The following is a 20,416-nucleotide window of genomic DNA, read 5'->3' on the forward strand; positions in this document are numbered from 1 at the left end:
GGTTCCTTCTCAGTCGAGGTCGAGCAGGGCGGCCGCGTTGCCGCCCCGCACCGCGTGGAAGTCGTCGTCGGGCAGGTCCGCCGCGCGCAGCGCGGACAGCGGGTCCTCGGTGCCCATGTCGAAGGGGAAGTCGGAGCCGAGCAGGACCCGCCGCGCACCCGCGGCGCGCAGCAACTCCCTCAGTACGAACGGGTCGTGGACGAGGGAGTCGAAGTACAGCTGCTTCAGGTAGCTGCTCGGCTCCCGTGCACAGCTCCGCGCGTCCGGACGGACCCGCCAGGCGTGGTCGGAGCGGCCGAGGTGGGTGGGCAGGTAGCCGCCGCCGTGTGCCGCGATCAGCTTCAGGTCCGGGTGGCGGTCCAGGACACCGGAGAAGACGAGGTGGGAGAGGGCGACGGCGTTCTCGACGGGCTGGCCGACGGTGTTGGACAGGTACCACTGGTCCAGACGCTCGTCGAGGGTGCAGCCGAACGGGTGCAGGAAGACCAGGGCGCGCGTTTCCTCGGCACGGGTCCAGAAGGGTTCGTACGCGGGATCCGAGAGCTCGCGGCCGGGGGCGTGCGAGGAGATCTCCACGCCCTTGAGGCCCTGGTCCAGTGCGTGGTCGAGCAACTCCACGGTGAGGTCGGGGAATTGGAGAGGGACCAAGCCGAGCCCGTGCAGCCGGTCGGGAGCCTTCGCACAGTGCGCGGCGGTGCCCTCGTTGGCCAACCGGCAGACGTTCTCGGCCAGTCGGGACCCGGCCCAGTAGTGGTAGTGCGACGGGGACGGGCTGACCAGCTGGACGTCCACGCCCTGCGCGTCCATGGCCGCCAGGCGTACGGCGCCGTCCGTCAGCCTCGGCACGCGCGCCCCGACCATCGGACCGTTGACGGTGAGGGCCGCCGGGCCGGTGCGGCGGGCGTCGAGTTCGCGGGCCTCGGCGAGGCCGGGCCGGCCGGCGACGGCCTCCTCGACCTCCGGCAGCAGGAGATGGGCGTGGACGTCGATCGTCGGCGCGTCGGACGCCGTGGACGCGGTGACGGTCACGGGAGTTCCTTGAGGAGGTTCATGGTGCGGCCGACCAGCCCGGCCATGTCGGCGTCGCGCACGCCGTCCAGCTGCCACCGGCCGATCTGCACGGAAGCCTCGACGACGGTGCGCACCCGGGGGATGCGGCGGTCGTGGTAGCCCTGCAGCAGTTCGTCGTCCCAGTCCCGTCCGCCGGTGAGCAGTTCGGCGAGGACGAGGGCGTCCTCCAGGGACATCGCCGCGCCCTGGGCCAGGGTCGGCGGACAGCAGTGGGCGGCGTCGCCGACGAGCACGACCCGGCCGCGGTGCCAGGAACCTTCGACCAGCAGGCGGTCGAACCAGGTGTAGTTGACCCTCTCCGGGTCGGTGATGTGCTCGGTGATCTCCGGCCAGGCGCCGCCGTAACCCTGCGCCAGGCGGCGCATCTCGTCGGCGTGGGCGGCAGGGTCGATGGCCGCGCGGTCCCGGCACGCCTCGACGACATAGGCGTAGAGGGTGTTCTCGCTGGTGGGGCAGTAGCCCGCGATGTAGGCGGGGCCGCCGTACGTCAGGTCGGTACGTGTCACGCTCGCGGGCCGTGGGGCGGCGATGCGCCAGATGGCCATGCCGGTGGGCTCCGGCTTGTCCGTGATCCCGATCGCGGCGCGGGTGGCCGAGTTCAGGCCGTCGGCGGCGATCACCAGGTCGTAGCGGCCGGTGGTGCCGTCGCTGAAGCGCACCGAGACACCGTCGGCGTCCTGGTCGAGGGTCTCGGTGGTGGTGCCCAGGCGTACGCCGGCACCGGAGGCCCGGACGGCGTCGATGAGGATCTGCTGCAGCCGGGGGCGCTGCATGCCGAGGGTGGCGGGCAGGTCTTCGCCGCCGGTCCGGAGGTCCTCGGCGACGAACAGGACGGTGCCGTCCGGGGCGGTCACGCCGAGCGAGCCGAAGGCGTATCCGGAGTCCGCCACCTGGTCCCACACGCCCAGTTCGCGCAGGACCCGCAGGGCGTTGCCCTGGAGGGTGATGCCGGAGCCGGTGCCGGTGTTCCAGTCGGGACGGGCCTCGACCAGGTCGACGGCGATCCCGGCGCGGCGCAGCAGGACGGTGACGGCGTTGCCCGAGGCACCTCCGCCGATGACCAGGACGGCGGGGGTCCTTCGGGTCGGCGGCTGGGCAGGAGTGCGGCTGTCGGCCATGTCGGGGATACCTCCCGGGGTCGGGCCGCGCGGCTTCGGGCGGCTGGGGTGCGGCTGGCTCGCCCGCTGCGAACGCGGGCCAGGAGTGGGGACGGGGGTGCGGGCCGGAGGTGCGGGCCGGAGGTGCCGTCGCTGTCCGGATACCGCGCGTCCGGCGACCGAACCGGCGTCCTGGGCGGGCTACTTGACGGCGATCGGGTTGACGGGTGAGCCGACGGCTCCGGTGATGGGCAGCGGTGCCGCGGTGAGCCAGAACTCGTACCCGCCGTCGGCCGCGCAGTCGGCGGCGAGGGCGTCGAGGTCCCACATCTCGCCGATGAGCAGGCCCAGATGCGGGATGGCGACCTGGTGCAGCGGCTGGAAGGCGTGCTCGAACTCGTTGGGCCGCACCTCGAAGCCCCAGGTGTCGGTGGCGATCGCGGCGATCTCGGTGCGGTGCAGCCAGCCGGCCGTGGTGAAGGACAGCCCGGGCGAGTCGCCGCCGGCGTAGTCGCCCCAGCCGTCGCGGCGGGCCCGGGTGAGCCGTCCGGTGCGTACGGCGACGATGTCACCGCGTCCGACGCTCACGCCGTGGGCCTCGGCGGTCGCGGTCAGGTGCTCCTCGGTGATGGCGAAGCCGTCCGGCAACTCGCCGTCCGCACCGATGACATGGCCGACGTCGAGGAGCACCCCGCGTCCGGCGACGTACGGCGCCATGTGCTCGATGCCGGTGACCAGGTCGCCGTCGGAGGTCACCGTGGTCGCGGCGTCCCGGCCGTTCCACGCCTTGCCGTGGTCGAAGATGTGCCCGAGCCCGTCCCACTGGGTGGAGCACTGCAGGGGCATCGCGATCACGTCGTCGGCGCCGCCGATGCCGTGCGGGAAGCCCTGGTTGCCGAGGGCGGCGTCGGTGCCGGTGTCCAGCATGGTGTGCACGGGGTTGGTCCGGCGCCGCCAGCCCTTCTGCGGCCCCTCCATGTCGAACCGCTGTGACAGCGAGAAGCTCACCCCGCGCCGGACGAGCGCGGCGCCCTCGCGCCGCTTGGCCTCGTCCAGGAAGTTGAGGGTGCCGAGCACGTCGTCCGCGCCCCAACGCCCCCAGTTGGAGTACGCCTTGGCGGCCTCGGCGACGGCGCCCTCGGGATCGTGACGGTCCAGGCTCATGCCGGCGTCTCCGCCACACAGCGGGTGCGCTGCATGCCCAGACCGGTGATGGCCCCTTCCATGACATCGCCCTCCCGCAGCAGCCGCCCCCAGTGGATGCCGTTGCCCGCGGGACTGCCCGTCAGCACCAGGTCGCCCGGCAGGAGCCGGGCCGTCTGCGAGATGTACGACACCAACCGGGCCACGCCGAAGAGCATGTCCTTGGTGGACTCGTCCTGCATGGTCTCGCCGTTGAGCTTCAGGGTGACCCGCAGGTCACCCGGGTCGGCGACCGACCCGGCCGGGACGAGCCACGGGCCGAGCGGGGTGAAACCGGGCGCGTTCTTGCAGCGCAGCCAGTCGGTGCCGATCGCCTTCATGTCCCGCCGGAAGACGGTGGCCCGGTCGGTGAGGTCGTTGGCGATCGTGTACCCGGCCACGTGGTCCAGGGCTTCCTCGGCCGACACCCGATGGGCCGTCCTGCCGATGACAGCCGCCAACTCCAGCTCCCAGTCCGGCTGTTCGGCCCAGGACGGAAGTTCGACGTCGTCGTAGGGCCCGGCGACCGTGCTCGGCAGACCGATGAACACGTACGGCAGGTCCTCCGCCGCCCGCCGGTCCATCACCGCGGCGATCTCCGCCCGTGCCTCCTCGACCGTGCGCGGGTCGTCACAGGCGCGGTGGGCGACCTCCAGGTCGATGACGTGCTGCCGGTAGTTGGCACCCGACTGGAAGATCTGTAGCGGCTGCAGCGGGGCGTGCACCCGGAGGCTCTCCAGAGGCTGCCAGTCGAGGCCGTCCTCGTCCGCCAGGACGTGCAGGACGGGGAGGGATTCCTCCCAGCGCTCCACCACGTCCCGCACCTCGGACGGTGCCCAGGCGAGCGCTCGGCCGAGATCGAGTACGCGGCCCTTCGCCAGGATGCCGGGGAACGGCCGTCCGTCCGGAGCAGAGAACGTGCCGAGCCCGAACGGGCCGGCAGGTTGCACGAGTGTTGCCATCAGATGTCCTCCCGCTGGGATGGGGTCTACTCTGACCTCGATCCGTCAATCACGGAAATCAATCCTGTGGATGCGCCTCATCCATGGCGTGGATGGCGTTCCCTTGCCTTGGATGGTGCTCGGTGAACCTGTCCCGACTCGATCTCAATCTGGTCCTCGCCCTGCGCGCACTGCTGGAGGAGCGCAACGTGACCCGGGCCGGCGAGCGCGTCGGACTGAGCCAGCCCGCGATGAGCGCGGCGCTGTCCCGGCTGCGCCGCCATTTCGACGACGAGCTGCTCGCCCGCACCGGCAACACCTACGAACTGACCCCGCTCGGCGTCGCCCTGCGCGACCGCAGCGCCACCGCCTGCGACCTGCTGGAGCGCGTCTTCGCCAGCCAGGCCGACTTCGATCCGGCCGCCGAGATCCGCGAGTTCACCCTGCTCGCGTCGGACTACGGCGCGGCCGTCTTCGGTGCCGCCCTCGCCCGTGCCCTGCACCACGAGGCGCCCGGCATCCGGCTCACCTTCCAGCACCCGGCACCCTCTGTACAGGAGAACACCGCGGCGCTCCTGAGCACCGTCGACGGCCTCCTGATGCCGCACGGCGTCATCGACGGCTTCCCCGCCGTCGACCTCTACACGGACCGCTGGCTGTGCATGGTCGCCGACGACCACCCGGAGGTGGGTGACGCACTCACCCTCGACCAGCTGGCCGGCCTGCCCTGGGTCGTCTACCAGCGCCCCTACGACGCCCCGGTCGCCCGTCAGCTGAGCATGATCGGCATCAGTCCCCGGGTGGAGGTCTCGGTGCAGACCTTCCAGCTGCTGCCGCACATGGTCGAGGGCACCCGCCGGGTCGCGATGATCCAGGAGCGGCTGGCCCGCAGGGCGGTTCTGGCCGCCGGGGTACGCGTCCTGCCCTGCCCGTTCGAGGCCGTACCGGTCCGGGAGGCGATGTGGTGGCACCCCGTGCACACCCAGGACGCGGCCCACATCTGGCTGCGGCGCAAGGCCGCCGAGGTGGGCGCGACCCTGACGGGCAACGGCCCGGACGCACCCGCGTCCGCCACCGCGCCGGGCGAGGGGCCGGGTGTCCCGCCGTCCCGGCCCCGCGCACCCCACGCCGGCCGATGACCGGCAGGACACCGCACACGGCACGCGGTGTCCGCCTCGTGCCGGTGGTGCCGCCGTCCGACACGACGGCATCCCCGCCGGACGGGCCGGGACGCCTCGTGCTCCCGGCCCGTGGACTTCAGCGGCCTCGGACCAGTTGCTCCGGCAGCGGCCGCGGATCCACGGCGCCCACCCGGCGGCGGGCCGTCCACAGCACTGCCGCGGCGGCCGCGGCAGCCAGCCCCAGCGCGCCCACCGCACCCGCGAGCGTGCCGACCGCCGACTCCCCGGCGAGCAGCACGAGCGGGCAGACGAACTCACCGCCGAAGAAGGCCGCCATCCACAGTCCCGTGCCACGGCCGCGGTCCGCGAACGCCAGCCGGGACATGGCGCTCGTGAGCAGGGCGGGCAGCAGCATGCCGGTGCCCAGGCAGTTCACGACCGCGCCGACGACCAGCAGCGGAGCGTTCCCGGCAAGGAAGATCACTCCGAAACCGATCGCGCCGAGCCCGAGCGCGACGGGCAGCAACGGGTCCGGGGAGCGCTTGAGACGGGCGAAGGTGACCGCCCCGCCCACGGTGGCGGCACTGGCGACCGCGGCGGCCAGGCCGATCACTGCGGAGTTCTTCACCCCGAGGTCGTCGAGCAGGTACGACATCTCGACCGGCACGGTGTAGAAGACCACCGCCCCGAAGAAAGTAAGACCGCAGATACCGCCCATCTGCCGCCAGGGAAAGGGACGTCTCACCTCGGCGACCGACGTCCCGCCGACCGACGTCCCGGCGGCCGCCGCGCCCGTCGCCGGGTCGGCCAGGAAAGCGGCCATCAGGGGGGCGAGCACCTGGCTCACGGCATAGATCCAGAAGGGCCCCCGCCAGCCCGCCGATCCCGCGGCGCCGCCGACCACGAAGAAGACGGTGGCGGACGCGGACGCGCACATCGTCTGCAGGGCGAGGTACCTCACCCGCCGAGCACCGCTGTAGTAGTCGCCGATCAACGTGGTGCAGCATGTCATGATCACGGCTTCGGTGACCCCGACCAGGGCCCGGCCGGCGATGACGGCCACCAGTGAATCCAGCCAGAGCGGCGCGGTGCCGAACACGGCGTACAACAGGGTCGCCGCTGTCAGCAGGCGTTTGCGTCCCAGCCGGTCCACGAGCGCGCCCGCGAACGGGGCCAGCAGCGCCAGCGAGAGGGCCGGAACGGTCAGCGCGAGGGGCACCAGCGCCTTGGCCCCGGGCACCGACGCGAAGTGGTCCTGCATCTTCGGCAGCACCGGGGCGATCAGCACGGCCCCCAGGATCGGCAGACAGCTGCCCGCCATCAGCAGGGTCACACGCAGCATGTGCGCGGGGCCCGAGACGGCCACGGACGACTGGAGGGTGTCGTCGATCGCAGACGACGAGGGCGAGGGAACGGAACCAGGCATGGCGACTCCAGGGGACGGTGCGAGGGAGCGGGCATACCGTTCACGGGCGCCTGTGGCGCACAGCATGCCGCGGACGACCGCACGTCGGCGACTGGTCCGGACAGCGGCGTGCGGGTAGGGACGACTATGGGCGGCCGGGAGGCCCGCTCGCCATCCTCCACGCGATCCGAATCACGTATCCGGCTCATCCACGGCATGGATGAGCCGCCGACCCGATCCCCGACCGGCAGCAGGTACTCGGTCAACCCGGTACCGGTCATCCTGGCCGATCGGCCACCTGCGGCACCGGGGCAGCGGGCCCGGCAGGCAGCCCGCCGCATCGCCGGGGAACAGCCACCCGCCGGCGACTTCTTCGGCGGGCCGGGTCGTCAAGCCCGTCCTGGTCCCCTAGGGCGAACAGCAGCCTGAATTCTCCGGACCGCCGCAGGATCCGCGTCCGTGGACGCCGATGCGGTGGCGGGCTCGCCGGGGCCTGACCCGCGGCTTCGCCGGGAGTTCGCGCGGTGGCCGAGGGCGGACAGCAGCGGACTGGTCATCAGCGTCGTGATGACGGCCATCAGCACCAGAACGGTGAACAGGCGCTTGTGGATGATGCCCGAGGCCAGGCCGAGGTTGAGGGCGATGAGTTCGGTCAGGCCGCGCGTGTTGAGCAGGACGGCGACGGTCGCGCTCGCCTGCCTGGGCAGGCCGCCGACGCGGGCACCGAGGTATCCGCCGCCGAGCTTGCCCGCACAGGCGACGGCGCAGAGCACCACGAGGAGCACGAAGTCGTCCAGGCGCAGTGATCCGACGTCGAGGGCGAGGCCGGTGGTGACGAAGAACAGGGGGAGGAAGAGGTGTTCGACCGCGTGGATGGCGGCGGTCAGGAAGGGGACGGGGGCGCGACCGGAGCTCGGAACCGAGTCCGGCTCGGGGCCTTCGTGCAGGTGGGGCATGGCGGCACCGGCGAGCAGGCCGCCGAAGACGGCGTGCAGCCCGAGGGCCGTGGTGGCCGCTGCCGCCCCCGCGGCGAGGGCGAACGCGACGGGCAGGTGATACGGCACCGTGACGGAACTGCGCATCCAACGGCGCAGCAGGGGCCGGACGACGCCGAGCAGCGCAGCGGCGAGCGCGAGCAGCAGGACGATCCGCAGGCCCATCTCCTTCGCGCCCGAGTGCCGGCCGGCCGTGGTTCCGGCGCCGAGCGTGATCGCCGCGAGGGCGAACCAGGCCACCGCGTCCATCAGGCCCGACGAGGCCAGCGCCACGGTGCCCGCGCGCGTGCCGTCGAGACCGCGGTCCCGGACGATCGCGGCGAGCACCGGAAGGGCGGTGACGGCGACGGCCAGCGCCATGAAGAGGACGAACGTGCCACTGCCGGCGGCCGTTTCCCCGGCGGAGCCGAACCCGGTGCGCCCCAGCACGGCCGTGGCGGCGCCGAGGCCCATCGGCACCGCCAGGGCGCCGACCGTGACCGTGGCCACGGCGCGGCCGGCCGCCTGGCGGCGATGCGCGGTCAGTTCGTGTCCGACGGAGAACATGAAGACCGTCACCGCGACCTGCCCGAGCATGGCGAGGAACGGCAGGACGTGCGCCGGGAACAGGCTCGCGGCCGGATCACCGGGCAGCCGGCCCAGCAGGCTCGGGCCGAGCGCGATCCCGGCCAGGATCTGTCCGATCACCGGGGGCTGCCGCAGTGCACGTGCCGCCGCGCCGAACAGCGCGCACGTGAACACCGCCACGGCGATCGCGGCGAGAACCGCTGCAGTCGTCGAGTCGTCGGGCATCCTCGTCCTGCCTCCTTCGGTGGGTACCGCGCATGGCGCCGCCGGGCCGGCCCGGCCGCCGGAACCGGTGGGGTCAGTCCGTCATGACGGTGTGGTGGCGGTGGGCGGGAGTGCCTCGGCGGACACCTCGGCCGCGCCGCCGTCGGGGTCCGGGACCGGGACCGGGCGGCGGCCCGAGAAACGATGGCGGACCTTGCGCAGCGCCGTGTCCGCCGCGTCCAGTGCGTATCCGTACGCGAGGATGCCGATGACCCCGTGCGTACGCAGGTTGAGCACCCACTTGAGGCGGGTGTTGACGCTCATCGGGATCCGGTGCACGAGGGGGCGCCGGGCCGAGGGTCGCCGCAGCGCCGCGGGCGCGATCTGGTCGAGCGGGGAGACGTCCACGACGCCTTTCGCACCAGCCGTGAAAACGCGCCACAGCCGCGGCAGCGGACGCGCGATCGAGATCTGGCAGTGGAAGCCGGGTACCTCGCTGCCGTGCTCCAGCCGCCACCGCGCCCGCTCGGCGATCTTCCGTTGCAGGTGTGACTGGACGCGTTGCACCGTCTCCGGCGGCAGCCAGGCCCACGGCTGGGACCTGCTGTAGAAGAGGCGCTTGCTCAGCCGCTGGCGCAACCGCCGTTCGCGCGGGCCCTCGCGCTTCGTCTCGCCGTCGGTGCGCACGAGCCAGGTGGCGAAGTCCGAGCGCGCGGTTCCGGTCGACCAGAGCACGACCAGGTCCATCAGATGCGTGAGCAGGAAGTAGCGCGGGTCCTGGATGGCCGGCGTGAACTTCTCGCGCAGCATGTTGCGGATCATCAGCCAGTCCTGCCGCGCGTTGCGGTTGATCCGGTCGATGTACGCGTGATCGAGTGTGCCGTCGTGCACGTCCGCCTCGATGACGTTCGTGAGGTGCCACAGCTGCTGGCAGGACAGGCCGATGCCCTGGCTGTAGTAGGCGTCGATGATCGAGGAGGAGTCCCCCACCATGCCGTAGCCGTGCGGGTGGACGAACGTGTCGGTCAGGTACTGGGTGTTGCGGTACATCCGGAACTCCAGCAGCCGCTCCTCGGTGAGCACCTCGCGCAGCACCGGGTAGCGGTCGATCAGGCCGAAGAACTTCTCGCGGGGCGTGCCGCCCGGCAGCGGGGTGCGCTGGTCGAAGATGACGCCGACGCTGATGCGGTCCTTGGACAGGCGGATGACCCAGATCCAGTAGCCCTCGCCCCAGAGGTGGACGGTGTACTTGTCACGCGGGGTCGATCCGCCGTTCGGGTCCCGGTACTCCCAGACCGGTGCGAACTGCTCGTCGGTGATGTCGTTGAACTGGCCCCAGATCGAGGTGGTCTGGAATCCGTCCGCGGCGATGATCTCCTTCTCGACGGCGTGGCCGAACTTGCGGGCGAGCATCCGGTTGCGTCCCGAGCAGTCCACGATCCAGTCGGCGACGACTTCCCCGGTGTTCGAGGCGTCGTGGTCGGCCCAGGACACGGTGTTCGGGGCGTCGGCCTCGACGTGTACGTCCACGACGCGCGCGCTGTCGAGGAAGCGGATGTGCGGGTGCGCACGTACCGAGGCGCGGATCTCGTCCTCGGCCTCGGGCCGCACGATCTGCTGGTCCACGGCCAGGCAGCGGAACCACAGCTTGTCCTCGGCGCTCTGGAAGAGGTAGTGGTCCCGGTGGTCCTCCGACTGCCGGGTGAGGGTGTGCTCGCTGAGGGGTGCGATGCTCCATTCGCTGCGCGGGGCGAAGGTCTCGGCGCCTTCCATGCCCTCGGTGAACCAGACGCCGAGTTTGACGAAGCACTCCTCGTCGAGGAAGGTGTCGAGCCGGCCGATGGTGCGCGGCAGCGCCGTGGACACGAGGAACGACTCGCCGACCTTGAAGCTGCGCTTCTGGTGGACGATGTCGTCGATCAGCACGACGTCGATGCCGCGCTGGGCCAGTGACAGGGCGGTGAACATGCCGATCAGCCCGGCCCCGACGACCACGGCCTCCGCCCGCTCGGGCGCCTGCGGCGCGCTCACAGCAGACCGCCCAGGAGGTCGAGGGCACGGCGGGTGTCCCCGTCGAAGGCGTCACGGACCGGCAACCAGCGCTCCAGCGCGCGCACCGCGGCGTCGGCGAGGTCGCCCGGGAGGCCTTCCTCGCGCAGGGCGTCGGCACACTGCGTGAGCTCGGGCCCCCACCGCCAGGCGCGGGACGCGACGCTGGGCAGCATTCCGTCTTCGAGTACTTCGGTCAGAGGTGAACGGGTTATCAACGATGCCTCCCCGACAAGGGGTTCGATGACGCCGTGGGCGTCTGCGTATGCGAATGCGATACCTGCCAGCACGTATGCGACTTTCTGATACGTGGCATAGGACGTCTTGAGGGCCGAGGCGGCACCGAGCGAGCCGCCGGTGTCCAGCACTCGAATCCCGGTTCCGTCGAAAAGCGAGATGATCCGCGTGACATCGTCCCTTTCGCCGGCGAGGTGCAGCCGGGCGCCCGGAGCGTCCTGGGGGCAGGGTCCGATGACGCATCCGTCCACGACGCGGATGTCCGCCGCCGAGAGTTTTCCGGCCAGTTCGAGCAGCACCGTGCGGGTCGTGCCGTTGGCGTCGAGGAACAGTCCCCGGAATCCGGACTCGGCGACCGCCGCGGCGACCTGCTGCGCACCGTGCGGCGGGCAGATCGAGACGATCACGTCACTCCGGGCCGTGAGCTGCGCGAGGTCGTCCACCGCTGCCAGGCCGAACTCCTCGGCCCGCCGCACCGTGGCGGCACTGCGGCCCGCTCGGCACCAGAGCACCTGGTGGCCCGCTTCGGCCAACGCGCCACCGAACCCGCCGCCCATCCGGCCGGGGTGCAGCAGGCCGACCGTCGTGGCTTCGGCATGGCTCATCCGTGACCTCCTTTGGGGCCGAAATCCCTTGCAGCCAGCAGTACATGACGTGAATGCAGAATTCGAGGAACTGCAACTTTCGGATACCCGAAAGCGCGCGCGGACCGGAAATTCGGCCACAGATTCGGGGGATCCCTGGCCGGGCCGGACGCCGCCGCTAGCCTCGAATCGCATCAGCTGCCCACGAACGTGACAGCAGCCCGAGTTACTCCAGGATTCAGAAGGGGAGAACATGTCGAACGACTTCGGATCCACCCTCACCCGCGGCGCGTCACGGGCCCGCCGGTACCTCGTCGAAAACGGCCTGCCGTACAGCGACGAGATCGAACTCAAAGCGTCCGGAGTGGAGTTCGCGGACGGCGGGCACTACGGCGTCGAGATCCCCGTCGTCAACAGTTTCAAGGTGCTCGACGCGACGCTCCGCATGCTGCAGGCCGAGGAGTTGCCGGTCACCCGGTTCAACGAGACGCTCGGCGCGATGCTGCTGTCCGACTCCGAGGTCAAGGACATGCTCGACCTGTGCCGGGAGAACGGCGTCGGGATGCTGTTCGCGCTCGGCCCGCGCCCGGAGTACGACCGCAAGGCGGCCTTCTACCGCGGCGGATTCGGTGCCTCCCAGGGCCGGCGGATCAACAACAACGACGCGATCGCGCAGAGCGTCGAGGAGGCGTACCGGCTGACCGAGCTGGGCTGCCGCGGCCTGATCGCGTACGACCTCGGGGTCATCAGGCTGCTGTCCGACATGCGCGCCGCCGGTGAACTGCCCGCCGACCTCATGCTCAAGGCGTCCTCGCACTGCATCGTGTCGAACCCCATGACCTCGCGGATATACGCGGAGAACGGCGCGGACAGCGTCACCACCACCCACGACCTCGGGCTCGGGGTGCTCCAGGAGATCCGGCAGGGTTCCCCGCAGCTGACCATCGACCTGCCGACGGACGTCTACGGCAGCAAGGGCGGCTTCATCCGCTTCTACGAGGTGCCCGAACTGGTGCAGATCTGCTCGCCGATGATGCTGAAGATCGGGGCGAGCGCCCAGTCGCACCCGCACGACCCGGTCAACGAGAACACCGTCCGCCAGCGCGTCCAGCGCGTCGCGCTGTGCCTGGAGTACCTGGCCAAGTCGGGGATCGAGGCGAAGTACATCAGCGACCTGTCACCGCAGCGCTGCGTGCCCGCACCGGTATGAGGCTGGTCGACGCGCAGGTCCACGTCTGGGGCGCCGACACACCGACCCGGCCGTGGCCGGCCGGTGGTGCGGCGGCCGCCCACCGCGCCGCTCCGGTCACGGTGGGCGAGACCCTCGCGGTGCTGGACGCCGCCGGGGTCCACCGTGCGGTTCTCGTGCCGCCGTCCTGGGAAGGCGACCGCAACGATCTGGCCTGGGCGGCCGCGGAGCGGCATCCCGACCGGCTGGCGGTGATGGGCCGGATCCCACTGACCGGCCCCGGGAACGCGGCGGCGCTGGCCCGCTGGCGGGACCGCCCGGGCAGTCTGGGCATCCGCCTCACGCTGCACCGCGAGCCGTGGCGGACCCGCTTCCGGGCCGGCGACCTGGACTGGTTCTGGACCGCCGCGAACGCCGCCGCGCTGCCGGTCATGGTCTACGCGCCCGGCATGAGCACCGCGCTGGGCGAGGTCGCCCGGCGCTTCCCGGACCTGCGCCTGATCGTCGACCATCTGGCCGTACCGGTGGACGCCGCAGCCCCCGAGGCGTTCGCACACCTGGCGGACCTGATCGCGCTCGCGCGGCATCCGCGGGTCGCGGTCAAGGCCACGGCGGTGCCCTGCCATTCCCGGCTGCCGTTCCCGTTCGGCGACCTCCACGCACCCTTGGAGCGGGTGTTCGACGCGTTCGGCCCGCGCCGGGTGTTCTGGGGCAGCGACTGGACCCGCCTGCCGTGCCCCTACCGCGAGAACATCGAGCTGTTCACCGACGCCCTGCCGTTCCTGAGCACGGCCGACCTCCGATGGGTCATGGGAGACGCGGTCCTGGAATGGCTGGACTGGCCGGCCGGTCCACTCGGGAGTGCGCCGCCCGCGCCGGAGGACCGGGCTTGATGGGGAGGGAGCCGCGTGGCTCATGGCTCATGGGCGGACCGGGTCGGCCGCGAGGCCCTGGGTGAGTCCGGCGTCCTGGGCGATGAGGGCGGCACGCACCCGGTTCCCGCAGTCGAGCTTGGTCAGCAGACGGCTGATGTGAGCCTTCACGCCCCCTTCGCTCAGGTGCAGCGCGCGTCCGATCTCACTGTTCGCCATCCCCTGGGCCACCAGCGCCAGGACCTCGCACTCCCGGTGGGTGAGGCCACGGATGAGTTCACGCGCCCGCTCGACCCGCTCGGTGTCGATCCGGGCGACGCTGTCGAGGACGCGCTTGGCGGCCTCCGGGTACAGGACCGCTCCGCCCGTCGCCGCCACCCGTACCGCTGCGACCAGGTCCTGCGGGTTGCCGCTCTTGAGCAGGCAGCCTGCGACTCCGGCCCGCAGGATGCGGTCGAGGTGGCTGCCGCCCGGCGAGGACGCGAGCACCACCACGGCCGTCGAAGGGGAGAGCCGGCGCACGGCGCGCGTGACCCGGGCCCCGTGCGTGCCCGCCATGCCGCTGTCGATGAGCAGCACGCCGAGCTGGTGGCGCAGTGTCATCTCGAGCACGGCGCCCGCCTCACCCGTGTCCGCGACGACGTTGATGCCGTGCGCCCGTTCGAGCGCCGCCCGGATGCCGCCGCGTACCAGGACCTCGTGGTCGGCTATACCGACCACGACGGCGGCTTCGGCGCCCGGGACGGTGCCGTCGGCCGGTACCGCGTGGGACGGCGCCGCTCGCCGCGCGGCGGGGGCGGTGGTCCGGACGTCCCGGACGGTGGCCGGTCTCGTGACGTTGACCGGGCTGAACGGCCACTCGGTCCGGGGCAGAGGTTGTGCCATGTCGACTCCTCACGAACGCATGGTGCGCCGGACAGCGCTCCCGGCGGCGCTGCCGGTCTCTGCCCGCTCGAACGGGACGTACCTCGATGCGTGGGTCACGGACATCGTCATCACCGGGGCACCGCCCGATGCGGGTCCCGCTGTCGACACGGCCGGAACACGAGATCGGTTCGGTCGGGAAGGGCACGATTTCCGCCCCCGGTCCGTGTAGTGGGCGTTCGGGGCCGGCGTCAGTCTGCCGTCGGCGATCCTTCTCCCGGTCACGGCTCAGACCCGGACGCGCAGTTCACGCATGCCACGCAGGCCCGTGCGCCGACGCCAGCGGAGCTCGGCGGCGAGTTCGGGGCACGGGTCGTCCTGGACGGCGGGGCCGCTCGGGTCGTGGTGGAGCACGGCGGCCGTCCGCTGTCCCGTGCTCATCCGGCCCGCCCCAGACCGGTCCGGGTGGCCTCGGCGACGGCCGCCAGGTGCGGGCGCATGAAGAGGGTGAAGTGGTTGCCGGTGACCGGGATGACGCTCAGGTCGCCGAGTTCGACGGTGTCCCAGCCGTTCGGCGCCTCGAAGTGCATCGGGACGCGGTGGTCCTCGCGGGCCAGCGGGGCGAATCCGGCCTCCGGTTTGACCAGGACCACCGAGAGGTCCGAGGGCCCGGGCTCGTACAGGGCGAAGGCGCGCAGGCCCGCCTGGTAGGTGGCGAGCAGGTTGACGAGGTGCGACTCGTACGTCTCCGGGTCGCGGGCGCCGAGTGCGCGGGCGATCCGCGCGCCCTGGTCGCCGAGCGGCCGGGACCGGTCGACGCCGCATCCGCAGGTGTCCAGGGCGAGGCAGACCATGTGGCGCAGGGCGAGGAGTTCCTCGACGGCCCGCAGGTCGTCGTCGGCGGGGGCGCCCCGGCCGGGCAGCGGGACGTAGGTGTCGTAGAGGACGACCCGGTGGACCGGCTCGCCGCGTTCGCGCAGCAGCCGGGCCGCTTCGTAGGCGACCATCCCGCCGAAGGAGTGCCCGCCGAGGAGGTACGGGCCGTGCGGCTGGACGCGCTGGATCTCGTCGGCGAAGAGGGCCGCGAGTTCCTCCATGTCGTCCAGGGGCTCCTCCTTGCCGTCCAGGCCCGGGATCTCGAAGGCGTGGCAGGCACGGCCGTCGCCGAGCGCGCGGGCCAGCGAGGTCAGGTAGAGCGCGGAGCCGCCGAGTCCGCCGGCGCAGAAGAAGGGCCGGGGGGTGTTGAGGGGGACGAGGTGGGTGGCGGGCGGGATGTCGTCCGCCGGGTGGGGTTCGGGTTCCGCGAGGAACCGGGCCGCGGCGTCGATGGTGGGCACCTCCAGGAAGAGGGTGTGCGGGATGCGGTAGCCCAGCCAGTCGGAGAGCCGGGCCTGCAGGGCCGCCACGGACAGCGATGCCAGGGCGTACTCCTCCAGCGGCCGACTGGTGTCCAACTCGGCTGCGCTCACTTGGAGTTCGGTTGCGATGTGGGTGACCAGCCAGTCGCGTACGGCGGTCACGGACGGCCCGGCGGCGGACTCGGCGGCGGTCGCGGCGCTGTCGGGGGCGGTGCGGGTGCGGGCCGGGGCCGCGAAGTGCCGGCGGGCCAGCTCCTGGGCCTGGGCGACGACGCACTCGACCAGTTCGAAGGAGGGCAGGCCGCCCGCGTAGTAGGTGTGGTGGCGGCCCTGCAGCGCCTCCAGGCGGTCCAGGGCGCCGTCTCGCAGGTCGTCGGTGCCGAAGTACGGCATGAACGCCCACGCACGCCGCAGGTGCACCTCCTCCAGGCGGCCGCCCAGGGCCGCGACGTCCTCGGACAGCAGTGCGGCGACGTCGTCGGGGCGGCCGTAGGAGTAGAAGGTGCGGATGTCGCTGTCCTCGTAGCGGTGGTGGTAGGCGACGCAGTGGCCGGTGGCGGCCCGGCTGTCGTTGTGCTGCTTCAGGAAGTGGAAGGCAGCGTCGGGCAGGCCGGAGGCGGTGGCGACGGTGGTGTGGTACGCGCGGTCCCGGATCCGGGCGGCGAGCGCACGCTCCTCGTCGGTGGCGTCCAGGAACGGCAGGGCCCGGTCCAGGGAGACGGTGAGCACCAGGTCGTCCGCCTCGATCGACTCCGTTGCCGTGCGCACCCGTACACCGCCCGGGTGCCGTTGGACGGACTCGACGCGCGCCCCGAGCCGCAGGTCCCGCAGTTCCTCGGCGGCCCGCCGCCACAGGGTGGCGAATCCGCCCTTGACGGTGAACGCGCCCGGGTGGCCGAGGAGTTCGGGCTTGTTGCCGAGCAGCCCGGTCATCTCGGCGTACTTGACGAAGTAGAGGGCGGGCAGGTCGTCGTCGAGGTAGCCGTAGCCCGCCGCCGTGCAGCCGGTGCCGAAGGACGCGGCCATGGCTTCCAGACCGTGTTCGGCGAGCCACTCCCGCACGGGGGCGGCGAGGGCCTTCGCGGAGTGCGCGAGGCCGGGTTCGCCGATGTGCGGGAACTCTTGGGCGCGCAGCGCCTGGTAGCGGCGGAAGGTGTCGCTGCGGAAGAAGGAGGTGTCCTGCGGGGTGGTCGTGCCGCTGGGGACGTCGAGGATCCGGTAGGGCGTGGTCGGTTCGGTGGCCACGCCCAGTTCGGTGACGAGTTCGGCGACCCGCTCGTACTGGTTGGTGCAGATGTGGCCGCCGAGGTCGTAGGCGTGGCCGTCGATCTCCACGCTCTCGCACTTTCCGGCCACCGCGTCGGCGGCCTCCAGGACGGTGACCCGGTGGCCGGCCCGCTCCAGTTCGCGGGCGACGGTCAGGCCGCTCGGTCCGGCGCCCACCACCACGACCCGGCGGGGGCCCGTGGGGTTCGGCCGGACAGGCCTCAACAGCGCTGCCAGCTCAGGTGGTTGGGGTTCGCCGCGGCGGGCGTGGGAGGCGGCCCGGTAGACCAGCGCGCGCAGGTGGTTCAGGGAGGCGGTGGTGTGCGGGGAGCGGGCGAGGGCGATGCCCAGGTCGGGCGGGGCCAGGGCGGGGTCGAAGGCGGTCCGGTCGACGTCCTCGGCGTCGGCGGGGGCGTCCAGCCGCAGGTCGGCGAGGTCGAACCAGGGGCAGCGGTCCTCGGGCCAGGCGCGGGCCGGGTCGAGGGCGGTCTCCGTGGTGCCGGGGTCGCCGTCCAGGGGGTGGAGCTGGGCCTGGACGACGTTGCGGACGCCGGTGGTGCGCAGGCGGGTCTGCAACTCGTCGCGCAGGAGAGCGGGTTCACGGGTGTCGCCGGCCGGGCGGGGGATCTCGTTCGGGGCGTCCGGCGGCCACCACAGGTCGCCGTGGTCGAAGTCACCCCGCACCAGGGGCTCCTGGACGGGGTACACCCGGAAGCGGATGAGCCACTGACGGCCGTCCGCGGCGACGAAGCCCTGCGGCACCTGGGAGTAGAAGTCGTATGTGACATAGCACTGAGCCGTGCGGATGTTGTTCCAGATGACCGAGCGGACCGCGGGCCGCTCGCCGATGACAGCGGCGCGTTCCTCGGGGGTGCCGAAGGTGCGGCGGAAGATCTCGGCGGTGGAGGCGAAGAAGGTGGGGCCGGTGTTGAAGGTGAGGTCGAGGAGTCCGGTGTGGCCGGTGCCGTCCTCCAGGAGGCGGAGGGTGAGGCCCCGGACGGTCGGCTTGACGTCGTCGGTGCCGACGGAGTTGCTGTAGCGGGCGAGTACCGGGAAGCGGCGGCCGGGACGGAGGAAGCCGTGGGCGGGCAGCCGGGGGGCGTCGAGCACGGTGAGGGTGCCGCGGGCCGCGGTCGACGTGGCGTGGAAGAAGCGGTCGCGGCGGCCGGCGGAGGCCACGGTGAGCGCGGACAGGTCGATCAGGACGCGCCGGAAGTCGTCGTCTACGTCGTACAGGCGCGGGTCGTGGGGGCCCGTCGCAAGGATCAGGCCGTGCTCGGGGTTCATGAGGATTCCTCGGTGGGCCGGCCGGCGGTGCCGGCCTCCTGTACCGACACCAGGAGGGTGCCGGTCTCGCGGTCGATCTCGCCGCCCAGCAGGGCCGCCTTGCACACCCGGCGGCGTACCTTGCCGCTGGTGGTCTTGCGGACCAGGCCGGGGCGGCCCAGCACGACGGTGTGGCAGTCGAGTTGGTGGTCGGCGTACACGAACTTGCGGACGGTGGCGCAGATCTCGGCGGCGAGGCCGGCGTCGATCCGCTTGCGGCCGGTCTCGGCGAACACGACGAGGCGTTCGGTGACGCCGTCGCCGGGGACGTCCCCGGGGAAGGTCTCGTCCGGGGCGAGGGCGAAGGCCACGACGCCGCCGGGCCGCACGTCCGGATGGCACTCCCGGACGCTGTCCTCGATGTCGGAGGGGTAGACGTTGCGGCCCCGGATGATGACGAGGTCCTTGATCCGGCCGGTCATGAACAGCTGGCCTTCGTGCAGGAAGCCGAGGTCGCCGGTGCGCAGGTACCCGGTCGGGTCGTCGTCGCCGGTGACGGTGGCGTGGAAGGTCTCGCGGGTCGCCTCGGGCCGGTTCCAGTAACCGGCGGCGGTGGTCGAGGACCGCACCCAGATCTCGCCGACCCGCGCGGGCGGGCAGGGGGCGCCGGTCTCCGGGTCGACGATCCGGATGCGGTCCCCCGGCTTGCTGGAGAAGCCGCAGCCGTAGTACTCGACGGACCGCCCGGGGGCGTACGGATTCTCCGCGGCGGGCACCACGTCGCCCTCGACCGGGGCCATATCGGTCTCGACCGGGACCGCCTCGCCCCGGGCGAGGGCCTGTTTGTCGAGCCGCAGCACGCCCTGGCCGCGGTTGGTGACGCTCGCCGTGTTCTCGGCCAGGCCGTAGGCGCCATAGAAGACGTCGGGCCGGATCCCGGTGACGGCGAAGGCGTCGAGGAAGCCGCGGACGGTGCGGGTGCGGATCGGCTCGGCCGCGGTGACGGCCATCTCCAGAGTGGAGAGGTCCCAGCCGGCGCGCATCTCGGGAGTGGTCTTGCGGACCGCCAGTTCGTAGGCGAAGTTCGGCGCCGAGGTGATCGTGGCGCGGACCCGGGACATGACGTCGAGCCAGATCCAGGGCCGCTGGAGGAAGGTGAGCGGCGACAGGATGTGGGTCGCCGAGTTGCCGACGGCGGTGCTGAGGATGACGTTGATCAGGCCCATGTCGTGGTACTGGGGGAGCCAGAACACGCCCCTCGTGTCGTCGTTCAGGCGCAGGTCGGTGACGTTGGCGGCGATCTCGTGGACGAGGTTGCCGTGGGTGACCATCACGCCCTTGGGGGTGCCGGTGGAACCGGAGGTGTACTGGAGGAAGGCGGTCTCGCCCGGGTCGGCGGGCCGGTACCAGGCGTCGGGGTCGCAGGCGGCGCGGTTCCGGCGGGCGGGGCGGCGGTCGGTGCGGTACCAGGGGATGCGGGGCCAGGCCTGCTCGGAGCGGCCGAGCAGGCGGCCGACCGAGGCGGTCCGGCGGGTGCGGTCGAAGAGGCCGTTGGTGAGGGCGGCCCTGGCACCGGAGCTCTCGGCGATCGCGGTGAAGCCGGCCAGGTCCCGGCTGAGCCGGAAGGGGTTCGGGGGGTAGACGGGCACGGGCAGCACGCCGGCCGCCAGGCAGCCCATGAAGGCCTTCACGAAGTCGAGCGAGGGCGGATAGACCAGCACCGCCCGGTCTCCGGGGACCAGTCCCCATAAGGACAGGGAGCGGGCGATGTCGTCGACCGCTTCGGCGAGTTCCGAGGCCCGGAGGGTCTCGGCGTCCTCGCCATGGTCGTCGACAAAGGTGAAGAGAAGCCGGTCCTGATCTTTTTCGTAGAGATCCCGAAGACCGGAAAGCAGTGAATTTCGCTGTGCGATGACGAACGTCATTGGGCCGTCCTGCAATGGGGGAACAGGGGTACACCAAAAGACCGATCACGCCGGCGAATGACCAGCCAGGCGTTGTTGCACACTCAAGAACTTACGGGTGGTCCAGTCCATTGTCAACGTCGACCGGAACCATCACGTCCACCACTTTGACCTGGCCTTTTATTGGCATTTCGGACATTGGGTGCACGCTCTGCGAGCATTCGACGCAATCTTTCCTGTGCGT

The 20,416-nt window shown here is 71.9% G+C and carries 15 protein-coding genes; 3 read left to right on the forward strand and 12 right to left on the reverse strand.

Annotated elements, in window-relative coordinates:
- Nucleotides 1–9 precede the first annotated feature (9 nt).
- From ABZ887_RS23825 to ABZ887_RS23840, 4 genes are all read right to left on the reverse strand, one after another.
- Nucleotides 10–1,029: an amidohydrolase family protein gene (locus tag ABZ887_RS23825; RefSeq protein WP_361292610.1), complete on the reverse strand. Its 1,020-nt coding sequence runs from the start codon at nucleotides 1,027–1,029 to the stop codon at nucleotides 10–12.
- Nucleotides 1,026–2,189, reverse strand: a complete 1,164-nt coding sequence (locus tag ABZ887_RS23830; protein WP_361292612.1) for an FAD-dependent oxidoreductase — start codon at nucleotides 2,187–2,189, stop codon at nucleotides 1,026–1,028. The genes ABZ887_RS23825 and ABZ887_RS23830 overlap by 4 nt, the downstream gene beginning before the upstream one ends.
- 180 nt (nucleotides 2,190–2,369) lie before the next feature.
- Nucleotides 2,370–3,332, reverse strand: coding sequence for a cyclase family protein (locus ABZ887_RS23835; protein ID WP_361292614.1), 963 nt, complete (start codon nucleotides 3,330–3,332; stop codon nucleotides 2,370–2,372).
- On the reverse strand, nucleotides 3,329–4,312 hold the full coding sequence (locus ABZ887_RS23840) for a fumarylacetoacetate hydrolase family protein (RefSeq protein WP_361292616.1): 984 nt from the start codon (nucleotides 4,310–4,312) through the stop codon (nucleotides 3,329–3,331). The genes ABZ887_RS23835 and ABZ887_RS23840 overlap by 4 nt, the downstream gene beginning before the upstream one ends.
- A gap of 122 nt (nucleotides 4,313–4,434) precedes the next feature.
- On the opposite strand from ABZ887_RS23840, the gene ABZ887_RS23845 reads away from it, so the two are divergent.
- The gene (locus ABZ887_RS23845) at nucleotides 4,435–5,430 is read left to right on the forward strand and encodes a LysR family transcriptional regulator (RefSeq protein WP_361292618.1); all 996 of its coding nucleotides are present in this window, start codon (nucleotides 4,435–4,437) and stop codon (nucleotides 5,428–5,430) included.
- Between the two features lie 118 nt (nucleotides 5,431–5,548).
- Here ABZ887_RS23845 and ABZ887_RS23850 read toward each other — a convergent pair whose 3' ends face one another.
- The 4 genes from ABZ887_RS23850 to ABZ887_RS23865 all read right to left on the reverse strand — a co-directional run bounded on the left by ABZ887_RS23850 (nucleotide 5,549) and on the right by ABZ887_RS23865 (nucleotide 11,474).
- Entirely contained in the window at nucleotides 5,549–6,838 is a 1,290-nt protein-coding gene (locus ABZ887_RS23850; RefSeq protein WP_361292620.1) for an MFS transporter, read from the reverse strand.
- A gap of 368 nt (nucleotides 6,839–7,206) precedes the next feature.
- Entirely contained in the window at nucleotides 7,207–8,604 is a 1,398-nt protein-coding gene (locus ABZ887_RS23855; RefSeq protein WP_361292622.1) for a cation:proton antiporter, read from the reverse strand.
- An 81-nt stretch (nucleotides 8,605–8,685) separates the two neighbouring features.
- On the reverse strand, nucleotides 8,686–10,614 hold the full coding sequence (locus ABZ887_RS23860; RefSeq protein ID WP_361292624.1) for a tryptophan 7-halogenase: 1,929 nt from the start codon (nucleotides 10,612–10,614) through the stop codon (nucleotides 8,686–8,688).
- Nucleotides 10,611–11,474, reverse strand: coding sequence for a DUF1932 domain-containing protein (locus ABZ887_RS23865; protein ID WP_361292626.1), 864 nt, complete (start codon nucleotides 11,472–11,474; stop codon nucleotides 10,611–10,613). Before ABZ887_RS23865 ends, ABZ887_RS23860 begins: the two co-directional genes overlap by 4 nt.
- 232 nt (nucleotides 11,475–11,706) lie before the next feature.
- Between ABZ887_RS23865 and ABZ887_RS23870 the strand changes: the two genes are divergently transcribed.
- Both ABZ887_RS23870 and ABZ887_RS23875 read left to right on the forward strand, forming a co-directional pair.
- Entirely contained in the window at nucleotides 11,707–12,663 is a 957-nt protein-coding gene (locus ABZ887_RS23870) for a hypothetical protein (protein ID WP_361292628.1), read from the forward strand.
- Nucleotides 12,660–13,535, forward strand: coding sequence for an amidohydrolase family protein (locus tag ABZ887_RS23875; RefSeq protein ID WP_361292630.1), 876 nt, complete (start codon nucleotides 12,660–12,662; stop codon nucleotides 13,533–13,535). Before ABZ887_RS23870 ends, ABZ887_RS23875 begins: the two co-directional genes overlap by 4 nt.
- 27 nt (nucleotides 13,536–13,562) lie before the next feature.
- On the opposite strand, the gene ABZ887_RS23880 is transcribed toward ABZ887_RS23875, so the two are convergent.
- The 4 genes from ABZ887_RS23880 to ABZ887_RS23895 all read right to left on the reverse strand — a co-directional run bounded on the left by ABZ887_RS23880 (nucleotide 13,563) and on the right by ABZ887_RS23895 (nucleotide 20,193).
- Nucleotides 13,563–14,399 (reverse strand): response regulator transcription factor, encoded by an 837-nt coding sequence (locus ABZ887_RS23880; protein ID WP_361292632.1) that lies wholly within the window; start codon nucleotides 14,397–14,399, stop codon nucleotides 13,563–13,565.
- A 267-nt stretch (nucleotides 14,400–14,666) separates the two neighbouring features.
- A complete protein-coding gene (locus ABZ887_RS23885) occupies nucleotides 14,667–14,819 on the reverse strand; it encodes a hypothetical protein (protein ID WP_361292634.1) in 153 nt (50 codons plus the stop codon).
- Nucleotides 14,816–18,289 (reverse strand): alpha/beta fold hydrolase, encoded by a 3,474-nt coding sequence (locus ABZ887_RS23890; protein ID WP_361292636.1) that lies wholly within the window; start codon nucleotides 18,287–18,289, stop codon nucleotides 14,816–14,818. The genes ABZ887_RS23885 and ABZ887_RS23890 overlap by 4 nt, the downstream gene beginning before the upstream one ends.
- A complete protein-coding gene (locus ABZ887_RS23895; RefSeq protein WP_361292638.1) occupies nucleotides 18,286–20,193 on the reverse strand; it encodes a fatty acyl-AMP ligase in 1,908 nt (635 codons plus the stop codon). Before ABZ887_RS23895 ends, ABZ887_RS23890 begins: the two co-directional genes overlap by 4 nt.
- Nucleotides 20,194–20,416: the final 223 nt, after the last annotated feature.

The organism is Streptomyces sp. NPDC047061, assembly GCF_040643955.1.
GTDB lineage: Bacteria > Actinomycetota > Actinomycetes > Streptomycetales > Streptomycetaceae > Streptomyces.

Bases quoted from the DNA above. Each gene is read 5' to 3' on its own strand.
- ABZ887_RS23875 (WP_361292630.1), top strand. From the start codon at position 12,660: ATGAGGCTGGTCGACGCGCAGGTCCACGTCTGGGGCGCCGACACACCG.
- ABZ887_RS23830 (WP_361292612.1), bottom strand. From the start codon at position 2,189: ATGGCCGACAGCCGCACTCCTGCCCAGCCGCCGACCCGAAGGACCCCC.
- ABZ887_RS23870 (WP_361292628.1), top strand. From the start codon at position 11,707: ATGTCGAACGACTTCGGATCCACCCTCACCCGCGGCGCGTCACGGGCC.
- ABZ887_RS23890 (WP_361292636.1), bottom strand. From the start codon at position 18,289: ATGAACCCCGAGCACGGCCTGATCCTTGCGACGGGCCCCCACGACCCG.
- ABZ887_RS23835 (WP_361292614.1), bottom strand. From the start codon at position 3,332: ATGAGCCTGGACCGTCACGATCCCGAGGGCGCCGTCGCCGAGGCCGCC.
- ABZ887_RS23855 (WP_361292622.1), bottom strand. From the start codon at position 8,604: ATGCCCGACGACTCGACGACTGCAGCGGTTCTCGCCGCGATCGCCGTG.
- ABZ887_RS23865 (WP_361292626.1), bottom strand. From the start codon at position 11,474: ATGAGCCATGCCGAAGCCACGACGGTCGGCCTGCTGCACCCCGGCCGG.
- ABZ887_RS23895 (WP_361292638.1), bottom strand. From the start codon at position 20,193: ATGACGTTCGTCATCGCACAGCGAAATTCACTGCTTTCCGGTCTTCGG.
- ABZ887_RS23840 (WP_361292616.1), bottom strand. From the start codon at position 4,312: ATGGCAACACTCGTGCAACCTGCCGGCCCGTTCGGGCTCGGCACGTTC.
- ABZ887_RS23885 (WP_361292634.1), bottom strand. From the start codon at position 14,819: ATGAGCACGGGACAGCGGACGGCCGCCGTGCTCCACCACGACCCGAGC.
- ABZ887_RS23850 (WP_361292620.1), bottom strand. From the start codon at position 6,838: ATGCCTGGTTCCGTTCCCTCGCCCTCGTCGTCTGCGATCGACGACACC.
- ABZ887_RS23880 (WP_361292632.1), bottom strand. From the start codon at position 14,399: ATGGCACAACCTCTGCCCCGGACCGAGTGGCCGTTCAGCCCGGTCAAC.